This window comes from Oceanobacillus damuensis (assembly GCF_001618145.1).
In the GTDB taxonomy this organism is placed as follows: Bacteria; Bacillota; Bacilli; order Bacillales; family Amphibacillaceae; genus Oceanobacillus; species Oceanobacillus damuensis.
This window is the reverse complement of sequence record NZ_LQNF01000003.1, coordinates 163,323-176,176: the sequence shown is the minus strand read 5'-3', so window position 1 is coordinate 176,176 and position 12,854 is coordinate 163,323. Positions and strand designations below refer to the sequence as shown.

General features: G+C 41.1%; 7 protein-coding genes. 1 reads left to right on the top strand and 6 read right to left on the bottom strand.

Translation table 11 applies throughout. From position 1 onward, the window contains the following. Window positions 1-325 precede the first annotated feature (325 nt). The 5 genes from ptsG to A4245_RS04350 form a co-directional block, all read right to left on the bottom strand. Window positions 326-2,392 (bottom strand): glucose-specific PTS transporter subunit IIBC, encoded by a 2,067-nt coding sequence (gene ptsG / locus A4245_RS04370; RefSeq protein WP_067726040.1) that lies wholly within the window; start codon window positions 2,390-2,392, stop codon window positions 326-328. Between the two features lie 196 nt (window positions 2,393-2,588). After that, on the bottom strand, window positions 2,589-3,437 hold the full coding sequence (glcT, locus tag A4245_RS04365; protein WP_067726285.1) for a glucose PTS transporter transcription antiterminator GlcT: 849 nt from the start codon (window positions 3,435-3,437) through the stop codon (window positions 2,589-2,591). Window positions 3,438-3,700: 263 nt separating this feature from the next. Continuing rightward, entirely contained in the window at window positions 3,701-5,029 is a 1,329-nt protein-coding gene (locus tag A4245_RS04360) for a UDP-glucose dehydrogenase family protein (RefSeq protein ID WP_067726038.1), read from the bottom strand. Window positions 5,030-5,102: 73 nt separating this feature from the next. Continuing rightward, window positions 5,103-5,987, bottom strand: a complete 885-nt coding sequence (gene galU, locus A4245_RS04355; protein WP_067726036.1) for a UTP--glucose-1-phosphate uridylyltransferase GalU — start codon at window positions 5,985-5,987, stop codon at window positions 5,103-5,105. Between the two features lie 150 nt (window positions 5,988-6,137). Further along, a complete protein-coding gene (locus A4245_RS04350; RefSeq protein WP_067726034.1) occupies window positions 6,138-6,611 on the bottom strand; it encodes a VOC family protein in 474 nt (157 codons plus the stop codon). A gap of 273 nt (window positions 6,612-6,884) precedes the next feature. Here A4245_RS04350 and A4245_RS04345 point away from each other — a divergent pair, with 273 nt between their 5' ends. Continuing rightward, window positions 6,885-8,390, top strand: a complete 1,506-nt coding sequence (locus A4245_RS04345; protein ID WP_157087662.1) for a Na+/H+ antiporter NhaC family protein — start codon at window positions 6,885-6,887, stop codon at window positions 8,388-8,390. Window positions 8,391-8,756: 366 nt separating this feature from the next. Here the strand turns inward: A4245_RS04345 and A4245_RS04340 are convergent, their stop codons facing one another. Beyond that, a complete protein-coding gene (locus A4245_RS04340; RefSeq protein WP_067726030.1) occupies window positions 8,757-12,770 on the bottom strand; it encodes a gamma-glutamyltransferase in 4,014 nt (1,337 codons plus the stop codon). Window positions 12,771-12,854: the final 84 nt, after the last annotated feature.

Here is a 12,854-nt window from a genome sequence, read left to right as displayed (position 1 = left end):
AAGGTGATCCTTCACTTTGCGAAAATACTTGAGACTTTTCTGAATATGTTACTCCCCCAGCCAAGCTATGTACGTAAATTATTAACTATCCTATTTTTTGCATAATTCGACAATTCACGACAATATATTAAAATTTATAGTATTTCTTTAAAAAAGTCAAGAACACCTCAGACATGTTCATTAGCTAAATACTGGAATATTACTGGACGAATGAACAATCAGCAAAAAAAATTGAGGCTATAGTTACAAAATATAAAAAGCTATCCGTACCGTCATGATTTAAAATTACCATGACGTACGAATAGCTTTTGTAAACGAAGAATATCTATTCTATTTCTGCTAGATCATCTTCCCTTTCTACATTGCCTTCTTTTTTGAAGACAATCTTCTCAGCTTCGCCTAAATTGGTGAAAACAATTGGCGTTATCGTTGATTTGGCATGTTTACTAATATAGGACAAGTCGGCTTTTAGCAATGGCTGTCCAGCTTTCACTTCCTGTCCTTCTTCAATAAGCAATTCGAAACCTTCACCTTTTAGGTTAACCGTATCAAGACCCACATGAATCAGGATTTCTTTCCCTCGTTCAGATTGAATTCCGATAGCATGCTTCGTCGGGAAAACATTGATGATTTTTCCGTTGACAGGGGAAACAACAAGCCCTTCAGAAGGGTCAATCGCAAAGCCGTCACCCATCATCTTTCCTGCAAACACTTCGTCGGGGACCTCGGTAATCGGTACAATTTTACCTTTTAACGGGGAGAAAATAACTTCTTCTGCACCCTTATGTTCCTCGTTACGTAATGCTTCCGGATTTACGTCCTCAATCTGTTGCTGTATTTCTTCCTGCTGATCCACTTTGGCAGCTGGTCGAGGTTTTTTACCGGAAATGATATCCTGCATTTGTCCTTTGATGATTTCTGAACGGGGACCGAATATCGCCTGGATATTGTCTCCTACTTCAAGAACACCGGCTGCGCCTAAGTTCTTCAATTCAGCTTTATTTACATCACTTATAGAATTGACGGAGACACGCAGACGAGTGATACAAGCATCCAAATGTGCGATATTTTCCTGTCCACCCATCGCTTCAAGTACATTATAAGCAAGATCTCCATTTCCCGCTTTTTTGCCTTCTTTTTCTTCTGCTTCAACTGTCTCTTCACGACCTGGCGTCATCAAGTTGAACTTTTTGATAAAGAATCGGAAAATAATGTAGTAAAGTATCGCAAATACGAGTCCAAGAAGGATTGCAATCCACCATGGTTCTCTTCCCGGTAAAATACCAAACAGCATAAAGTCGATCGCGCCGCCCGAGAACGTGTAACCGATATTGACACCAAGAAATGTCATAAGTACGAATGAGAGACCATCCAACACTGCGTGGATAAAGAATAATACTGGTGAAACGAATAAGAATGAAAATTCAAGTGGTTCTGTGATACCTGTCAGAAAAGATGTCAGTGCTCCAGAACCGAGTAATCCTGCAACAAGTTTTTTCTTTTCCGGACGGGCTGTATGGTACATTGCAAGTGCCGCTGCCGGCAGACCGAACATCATAATCGGATATTCCCCAGCCATAAAGTTACCAGCAGTAATTTCCACGCCATCTTTCAATTGCTGGAAAAAGATTGTCATATCCCCACGTACCAATTCTCCGGCAGCACTTGTATAAGAACCAAATTCATACCAGAATGGCGCATGAAAAATATGATGCAATCCGAATGGAATCAATAGACGCTTAACAAAGCCAAACATAAATACAGCGATATATGTGCCTTCTTCAATCAGCCAGTAGGATGCAGCATTCATTGCCTCCTGTACTGGCGGCCATACAATCATCAATAAAAGACCAACCACAAACGACAATGCGGCAGTTACAATCGGTACAAACCGCTTTCCGGCAAAGAATCCTAAGAAGGAAGGCATTTCTATATCGTGGAACCGATTAAAACAGTATGCCGCAATAAGCCCGGCTATGATCCCTCCAAATACACCGGTTTGCAATGTCTGAATACCTAAAACCGATGCAAATCCGGGGTCCTCAGCAACCATATCCGGGGTAACGCCCATCCAGGAACCCATTACCTGATTCAACACAAGATAACCAACAAGTGCAGCAAGTCCTGCCGCGCCGTCACTGGCAAGTCCTATCGCAACACCAATGGCAAATATAAGTGGCAGATTATCAAAAATAACGCCCCCTGCATCTTCCATTACGGTTGCCAGAAGCTGAATCCATTCAGTCTGTAAAAATGGCAGATAGCCGATCATCGTTTCCTGCTGGGCAGCATTACCAAACCCAAGCAACAGACCGGCAGCAGGTAAAAGTGCCACTGGCAGCATCAGTGCTTTACCGATTTTTTGCAGTACACCAAAAGCTTTTTTAAACATAAGAAATTCTCCTTTATCAATATTATTTGCAGCATTCATTTGTTTAAAACAACGAAAAAAGGCATGAACAGAGAACACGAAAAAAGATACAGGTGCACATTATTATGCCCTGATACCACTTTTACATGTCTCTACTCATGCCTGATCGAATCAGTAACACGTAAGAGATATATATTTTATTAAAATTGCACTCTTGTCAATACGTTTCGATTTTTTCACTTAAACGCTGAAGGTGCATCGTCAGATATACAGCCTCGGCGTCATAAACTTGTTTTTTCAACGTCTGCTGCATGATTTTAACAAGCTTCCACGAAAGATTATAGCATGATGGATATTCTTTTTTCAACAGGTCTGCGATCTTTTTTGGTTCTTCCAGCCTTTCATCGTTCATCACTCTTTCAATTGTATAGCGAAGATGTCTAATAAGACGAATATAATCGATACTTTCACGGTCTATTTCCATACGAAACTGTTCCTCGATAACTCCAATTAGTTTAGTGACAAGCTGGGAATATCTGTTAATCTCCGATAAAGTGGAATCTGTGATTGCACTGTGCACATGCAGAGCAATAAAGCCGACTTCTCCCTCCGGCAAATTGATATCCAGTGACTGGTTAATGAAATCAACTACTTCAGCGGCAATTTCATATTCTCCAGGGTAAAGCGCTTTCGTTTCCAGCAAAAACGGATTGCGTATTGCCATGCCTTTCAGCAAACGTGTAATTGCAAATACAATATGGTCTGTCAGCGCTACATGGACACTTTCATTAAGCATGGATTGGGATCTCTTTTTAATAATCTCAACCCCCGATACAATTGCATTCAGTGTATCTTCATCTATATCATTAACCAGTTTTTTATAGTTCTCCTGCTCATTTTCATTTCGGAGCACAAACAGCTTTTCGACGGTTTCCTTGGCAATGGGGTCATTTTTTTTGCTGTTGAAACCAATGCCTTTGCCTATGAGCACCACTTCCTGGCCTTCGGTATCTGCTGCAATCAGTACATTATTGTTGAGTACTTTTATGACTGAAAATGTATTCACAAAACCAATCCTTTCTACCATAGGTTCTTATTATACCACCGGAATCCTATGGTGAAAACATTTTGCAGCAGGAAGCGGGCCTGTCACTCTTGACGAATCGGGGAAATTGAGGGACAGGGCAGAACCCCCCATTTCAATTCTCTTTACAGCCGTTCCTCTGTCACAGCAGTTCCTGAATCTTTCATCGGAACTACGGGATGTTCATTTTTGATTTCAAAATACTTATTCGTACTGAAATCGTTCCCTTCCTAAAAGATTTTTAACTAGTCGGCTAGCAGCACATCCTCGTTTCTCAAAACCGGTGGGCGGCCAACCGAATGATATTCAATTCCTTGAGCTTTCATTCCCTGTAAATCGAAACAGTTTCTTCCATCAAAAATCAGTGGCATATTCATTGTATGAAAAACATTGAGATCGACATTTCTGATTTCATCCCATTCTGTCAAAATCAGTACGATATCACTGTCTTTTATGGCTTCTTCCACGCTGTCTGCATAGTGCATTTTTTCGCTTAACAACCTGCGCGCATTGTCTGCAGCAATTGGATCATAGCCGACCACATTTGCACCTTGTTCGATCAATTTTTCTGTAACGATCAGAGACGCCGCTTCCCGCATGTCATCGGTGTTCGGCTTAAAGGCCAGTCCGAGGACGGCAACGCGCTTTCCTTCCAGAGATGAAAAGCGCTCGTTTAATTTTTCGACCAGAAGTGCCTGTTGTTTGGTGTTAACATGGACGACCCCTTTCAACAGTTCAAAATGGTAATCTACATTTCCAGCAATTTTAATAAGCGCTTTTGTGTCTTTCGGAAAACAAGAACCTCCATAGCCAATTCCCGCTTTCAGGAACTGGTTTCCAATCCGCTGGTCCATACCTACTCCGGCTGCCACTTGATCAACGTTTGCATCAACAAGCTCGCAAATATTGGCAATTTCATTAATGAAGCTGATTTTCGTGGCCAAGAATGCATTCGATGCATATTTAATCATTTCAGCACTGCGGATATCTGTTTTATAGACCGGAACACCAAACGGTTTATTGATTTCTTCCATGATATTTGCCGCTTCTTCACTATCTGTCCCAATGACAATGCGGTCCCCGTTAAAGGAATCGTAAATGGCTGAACCTTCCCTTAAGAATTCGGGATTGGATACAACGTCAATTTTTACATCGTTTTTTAGATGCCGATTGATCGTCTGCCTGATTTTATCGTTTGTTCCTACAGGCACCGTACTTTTAGTCGCCACGACAGCATCCTTTGTTACATTCACAGCGATATCCTTCGCTGCCTGCATCACATATGTCAGGTCTGCAGCCCCTTCCGTATTTTCAGGAGTGCCTACAGCGATATAGATAACATCGGCATCCTTAAAACCGGTTTTATGGGAGGTTGTAAAAAATAAACGGTCCCTCTCGATATTTTGCTTCATCATGTCATTCAAACCAGGTTCATAAATAGGTGAAATTCCCTTCTTCATTTTCTCGACTTTTACTTCATCGATATCTATGCATGTTACGGTATGGCCTATTTCCGATAGACTCACACCTGTCACAAGCCCAACATAGCCAGTTCCAACCACTGAAATATTCATCCTTACCCCTCCTAGAGTGCCTGTCACTTCCCGAAATTTGTCGAAAATTATCGGATAACTTCCGATGTCCGTACTACTCTTTAACAACCTCTTTGTCTAACACAAGCTCTTTCAGTATTTTGCGGACATCTTCACCAATCTCTTCATTATTTAAGGCAAACTCTATAGTAGTCCGTATGAACCCGAGTTTTTCACCCACATCATACCTCTTACCGTCAAAATCGTAAGCAAAGACAGTTTGATGCTCATTTAGTTTCTGGATAGCATCTGTCAATTGTATTTCTCCACCTGTACCGGTTTCCTGCTTGCCTAGAAAATCAAAAATCTCTGGAGTTAAAATGTAACGTCCCATAATTGCCAGATTTGATGGAGCAGTCCCTTGTTCAGGCTTTTCAACAAAATTACTAACCTGATAACGTTGGCCCTGGGTTGTTTTGGGATCAATGATTCCATACCGATGTGTATCTTCATCGGCAACTCTTTGAACACCGATAATGGATGAACGGGTTTCTTCGTATTGTTCGATCAGCTGTTTCAAACAAGGCTTTTCAGCTTGGACAATGTCATCACCAAGCAGTACTGCAAAAGGTTCGTTGCCGATAAACTTTCTTGCACACCATACCGCATGGCCAAGTCCCTTCGCTTCCTTCTGCCTTATGTAGTGGATTTCCACATTTGCCGACTTGTTTATTTTCTCCAGCAAATCATACTTCTCTTTTTTCATTAAATTATTTTCAAGCTCAAAATTATTGTCAAAATGGTCTTCTATTGCCCGTTTTCCTTTACCAGTGACAATAATAATATCTTCTATACCGGATTCAATCGCCTCCTGTACGACATATTCAATTGTCGGTCTATCAACGATAGGAAGCATCTCCTTGGGCATCGCTTTTGTCGCAGGTAAAAACCGCGTTCCCATTCCGGCAGCCGGAATAATGGCTTTTCGAACTTTCCCCATAAAATCCCCTCCATTTTCAATCTGTGTAAACTCTCAGAAACCTTGTTTGTTATCATACTCACTGATAGAATTGCTTTTTTATTCCCTGTTTTTTATTGCTATACCTATTTTATCACGCAATTCTAACTTTTTTCTACGTTATATAAATTATTAATCTTTATTAACATACATCGTTTCTGTACTGTGGCTGTACAGTTCAATAATATTGCCGTACGGATCTTCACAGTAGATAAGATAGTATGGTTTTCCTTTCCATGTATTCCATATATCACTCCGCTTCTTCCCTCCAGAAGAATCTATTTCGTCAGCCAGTTTTTCAATATCATCTGCTATCAGGCATATGTGAAAAAAGCCATCATAATTCCTGTTATCGCTTTTTTCCATCGTTGGATCCTGAATTTCAAACAGCTCGATCCCTACCTGATTATCTGACGTCAGATGGGCATTTCTCATCTTTTTGATATGACCGCCCAGCAAATCATTCGTCATATTGCGCCTATCTTCCTTTTCTGCATTAAATGAATAGGGTCCCGCTATTAATTTGAAACCAAGTACTTCCTCATACCATTCAATTGCCTTCTCAATATCAGGAACAGCCAGTCCAATATGTGTTATCGCCGCCACGCAAATCCCCTCCCAAAAGAAAAAATACCCTTTACAGAGAAGTTGCAAACTAGTGCCTGTCACTCCCCGTTTTTTGGCGGAATTTGTCGAATATAATAAAAGAAGATGTGCGGTAAGCAATTCTTCAACTATTAATCACTTTGATATATAAAGTTAAAAATATTATTTACAAAGCAATAAAACCGTAGTATACTCAAGTGTATATTTTTACATTAAAGTGCATAAATATACATTATTGTTTGACAAAGAAGGAGAGAGACTATTTTGGAACACATGGGACTCATATCATTAATTCCGCCGATTGTAGCAGTTATTTTAGCAATCATTACTAAGAATGTTATTATTTCTTTATTTTCAGGTGTATTTATCGGTGTATTGATTATAGTAGGAGGAAATCCACTGGAAGCAACGATGTCGACCATCGGCAACTATATCTATCCACAGCTGTCAGATGGATATAATGCAGGGATCATCGTATTATTATTCTTCATTGGTGGATTTGTTGCGCTGATGGAAAATTCGGGCGGGGGAGCAGCGCTTGCTTATAACGCGATCAAATACATCAATACGCGCGCAAAAGCGCAAATGTCTGCATGGATTGGCGGCATTATTATCTTTTTCTCTGATTTAGGTACGCCACTGATCGTTGGACCTGTTTTTGAAAAAGTTTTTGATAAATTGAAGATCTCAAGGGAGAAACTGGCGTGGATCATTGATTCCACCTCATCTCCAGTTGCTGTCCTGATTCCTTTCATCGGTTGGGGAGTCTATATCATGGGATTGATTCGAAATGAATTCGATCTGCTGAATATTACCGCATCTGAATTTGATACGCTTGTCCAGGTCATTCCTTTCCAATTTTATGCCATCATGGCGATCATCATGGTACCACTCATTACGATGACAAATTTGGATTTTGGACCGATGGCAACGGCAGAAAGACGAATTCAGGAGACAGGTGAACTATACTGGCCTGAGTCCAAACCACTTCGGAAACCTGATGAAAATGCGAAATATACAGAAGGATCGAAAGCCATCCTGATTTGGCTGCCACTATTGGTCTTGTTTACAACTTTATTCGGATTGATGATCTCTTTCGGATTCCCGTTCGAACAAGTTGCAGGCAGTGATTTCAGAATTTCATTGACAACTGCATACCTATTTGCAGCAGTAACAATCATTATCTTGATGCTTGTCTATAAGATTAAAAGCTTCAACGCGATTTTTGATATTTATACATCCGGGATGCAGCGTATGGCCTATGTTGCTGTCACACTCATCCTTGCATGGGCCCTGGGCACAATCATCAGTGAAATGGGTACGGCAATGTATATTGTGGAAATCATCGATGGCAATCTTCCAGTATTCATTATTCCTGCACTATTATTTGTTGTAGGTCTTATTATGTCTCTTGCCTCCGGAACATCGTGGGGAACATTCGCAATTATGCTCCCAATTGCTATCCCAATGGCATTTGCACTGGATGCACACTTACTTGTCTGTATCGGTGCAATTCTTTCAGGCGGAATGTTTGGTGACCATACGTCACCGATTTCCGACACTACCTTGCTTTCCTCGACAGGGGCAGGAGCTGACCATATCGATCACGTGAAAACACAGTTTCCATATGCCTTGCTTAATGGGATTGTTTCCTTTGTAGGATTTATCGTTGCCGGTATCACCGGAAGCGCATGGACACTTATTTTAACAACTGCCCTATTAGTTGTAGCAGTGTTTTCATTAGCGAAACTTCAGAAGAATAAACGGCAAGCTGTTTAATTAGAAAAACCGGGCCTCTATTTTGCCCGGTTTTTTCGAATCTATTTTTCAGCTGTTTGGGTTATATGAAGAATCTATAGAAAACTTGGACTGTTACCAAGTCTTTTCAGTGTCAGCGCTGGTTGCAAATATAGTAAGACAGCTTTTCTTAACTGCTAGAAAACATAATAGATCCTTGGATAAAATTGGTTTATTTAAAGAAAAACCCGAACTTTGATTCAGAATTCTTTAGTTAGAATTCGAATTAGTTCGGGTTTTTTCTTCTTTATAAAATTATTTATCTTGCAATCATCTGTCTTTTGTAATGGGACTTTTACTTATGGCCCAGCCTCTTAAAATAGTTCTGCTTTTCTCAAGCACAATTCATTACTTCCATTGCCCAATCAAAGTCTCTGCGTGACTAATTAGTGCATTTTTGGCATCTTGTGAAATATGATTTTCCAATTCGTTGTTATTTATTTTCTTCAAAAAGTCTTCCATCTTCTTTATTGACTGTTCCATTTGACCTTTGTCGTCATGGTGTTCTACTTGATTTAAGCTGGTAGTTAACTGACTTTTAAGCGGATCGTTAACTTCAGCTGTTTCTATATAATGCTCCAACAGATTATTCATTTGTTCCAGATTTATATCATACGCCATGGCACTTCCGCCACCCCTGCGAACCGCTTCTGCAACAGGCTGCTTATTACCATCCGGCATAAATCCTATTCCGTTAAATGACCCTATACCTTGAGTAAGATCAGAAACTTCAAATTTATGCCCCAGAGCTTTTAACTCCTCATATTCTTCTGTCTCTGTAAATTGTTTTTCAATAATTGTTCTGCCAGATATTTTATTCTGTTGTGACAGCCTGGCCATTTCAACTGCATCCGGCAATTCCACACCACGATCAAGATAAGCTAAAATAATTTGTGTTACGGTTGAAATAATGGTAAGGCTGCCAGGAGCACCACCCGCAAAGACAGGTTCGCCATCCTGCATAATAATCGTAGGAGCCATCGTGCTTAACGGTTTCATATGTGGAGCGGCACTATTAGGCTCTCCTTCCGCGGCAAAAGAACGGGTCCGATTAGCCAAAACATCATTCAGTAAAAATCCATACCCGGGAACCACCATACCGTTTCCACCGATAGAGACAATGGTATTCGTATATGCAACAACATTTCCATACGAATCTGCTACGGTTAAATTAATTGTTTCACTATTCTTCTTTTCTTCATCAGAATTTTCTTCCGTTTCATCTTGCTCATTTTCTTGAGATTCTGTTTGCATGCTATCAACCGTGGAAGCTTCCAAATCCTCAACTTGAATATCACCAATATGAATTCCAGCACCATCTGTTCCGAACTCATACGCACCGATCATCAGGCTTCCGGATGTGCTAACTGAATCATCCTCTGTCACAAAGCTCCACTCACTAGGTTCTTCATCATTTCCATTCCATACTTTGACATAAATTTGGTTATTTTCAACCTTAAACCGCAGCATCTGTTCTTCATCTGTAAATTCATATGCAATGTCATGGTACCATGTGTTATCGCCATTCACTGCTTTGACCAGGCGAATTCGGTCCTCTGACGGTCTGATATCAACCCCGTAACCATTGTATGGTGAAACAGTCGGAGAAGGGTAGTCTGCACGCAGCCAGAATCTAAGATGTGGATTGGAACCTTCATCCATATCTGTAAATTGGTATGGAACCAGCATTTCTGTATTTTCAGCTGCACTCATATTGGCAACTGCAGTTCCGTAAGACGTATTTTCTGGTATCTCAATGCGTCCATAACCATCTCCACTTTGGTCCATAATGGAATTTCTAGTATAAAGTGTAAACTTGCTTTCATCCCATGGGTCACCGGCATCACCGGTAAATTGATGGGAAAACCCTTGTTCTGTATAGGTTTGTTCATCCGTTTCCTCTACTGAGATGGATCCTATCTTAAATCCGCCTGCACCCTCTCCATCCCTATACTCCCGGGCACTGATCAGTAATTTTCCAGGAGAAGAAACCGAATCATCTGCAGCAATCAAGTTCCAGTCGTCAGGTTCGTCCTCCCCACCTTTCCAGACCTTTACAGACAATTGCTCATCCACAACTTTAAATCGCAGCCATTGCAGTTCATCTGTAACTGTATGATTGAATCGCCCAATCTCTTGAAGTGAACCATCTACAGTTTTCACGAGCCGAATACTGTTCCATGCTGATCGAATATCCACACCATATCCATTACTCGGACTCTGAAGGTTCGTGAAATTGTCTGAACGCAACCAGAAACGCAGATCCCTGCTATTACCTGGGTCCATACTGAACGGGACAAGCAATTCCTGATTTTCAGCTGGCTTCATTAGCGCTGACATTCTTGCTGATGATCTATCCTGATCAGCAAGTTCAACACGGCCAAATCCTTCCCCATCAAGATCGACTACGGCACCATCCTCGGTCTCAGTGGAAAATTTACCATTATCCCATCCATCACCTTCAGCCCCGGAAAAGTCGTATTCAAATCCAGGTTCTAAATCAGGGCTTCGTTCGTCCGTTTCTTCCACTTGAAGTGGTCCTATACTGAAGGATCCACCACCGTTTGTGTCTTCGAATTCAATTGTACTGATCAATAATCTTCCTGGATCTGTAACAGAATCATCCTCGACAACCAGATTCCAGTTCTCTGGCTCCTCAGTACCGTCCTTCCATACTTTTACAGATAGTTGATTGTCTACAACTTTAAATCGCAGCCATTGTAATTCGTCTGTCAAATCATGATCGAATTGGGCGAAGGCTCCACCTTCACCATCAGCTCTATTAATCAATCGGATATCATTGTAACCAGAGCGGATTTCCACCCCATACCCGTTATGTGGACTCGAGCTTAAATTAAAGCCATCAGCACGTAACCAAAAACGCATGTACCGATTTGGACCAGGATCATTAATTCGAAACGGTACTAATAATTCCTGATTTTCCGACCATTCCATTTGAGCTGTTGCACGACCGGCTGAATTTCTGCGATCTCCTATATGAAGGTTAGCAAACCCCTCTCCATCAAGCTCGAATGTCGTATCATAAGATGTATCTACAAAAAACGTGTCACTATCCCATGCATCCCCTTGATCTCCGGCAAAATCATAAGAGAAATTCGCTTCGAGCTCCGGTAATGGATCAGGATCACGATTGGGGTCTTCTTCATACTTCCAAGCATCCCCAGGAGCAATTTTTCCGACGGCTGCCGTATCATTTATATGCTGACGACGATCTGCAGCAAACTGTTTTGAAATCAATCCATTAACTGGTACATCAATATGTTCTGGGTCCGCATGATAGGCACCGCGATCAGCAAATCCCAGACGGGAAGCTTCAATAAAATGATGATAAAATTCCGTATCTGACATACTGCTGAGATCATAGGCCTCAAGAATATTAAGTATTTCTCCAATTAAAAGGCCACCACTGGACACAGGAGGCATTCCGTAAAAATCATATCCCCTGTACGTCGTCGTGATTGGTTCTCCAGTAACCACCTCATAAGCGGCAAAATCTGCCATTGTCATTTCTCCTGCTAAAACCTCAGCACCAGGATTATCAACTGTTGGCGGATTATTTACCGCCCCTATTATGGCCTCTCCAATCTCGCCATTATAAAAAACCTCACTTCCATGCTCAGCTATCAGCTCAAATGCATATGCTAAATCGGGATTTTTTAATATACTGCCAGCCTCGGGAATTTCCCCATTTTCCGTCAAGAAAATCTCGGATGTCGATTCAAACAAACGGAAACGATCTGCATTTTCAGTAACTTCTCTGACAAAGTTATCATCAATGACAAATCCCTCTTTAGCTGATGTAATAGCCGGCTGAAGAACCTCTGCTAATGTCATCGTTCCATAGTTATCTAAGGCTTCTTCCCATGCTAATACGGTACCAGGGACTCCTACAGATCTGCCTCCATTTATACGTACGTCACTTGGGTAGATATCTCCGTTCTCGTCCTCAAACGATTCTATATCAAACGAAGCGGGAGACATAGAACGATGGGTAAGTGTTACATTCTCTTCATCCTCTGCAAAGTAAATGTTCATCATTCCCCCACCACCAATTCCACCTGAAAACGGTCGTGTTAAATTTTGCACAGCTGCAGCAGCAATGGCAGCATCAATCGCATTTCCTCCCTTTTCCATAATTTCAATGGCCGCCTCTGATGCTAGCGGATGCTCTGTTGCTACTGCTCCCCCATTCCCTATTGCACTTGGCTCCTGCTCATAGTAAGAGTTTACAAAATTCTCATCATAATCAAACCCCTCAGCCTGTACATTGGCAAAAGGTGTCAAAACTAGCAAAACACTAAATAGAATACATACTGCTTGCTTGTATTTACTTTTGTACATCAACTTTCCCCCTTGATAGTTTTGTAAAATAACTATATAAGTTATTTCAATTATTGTAATCGATTTTATAGTATAAAAATTGTA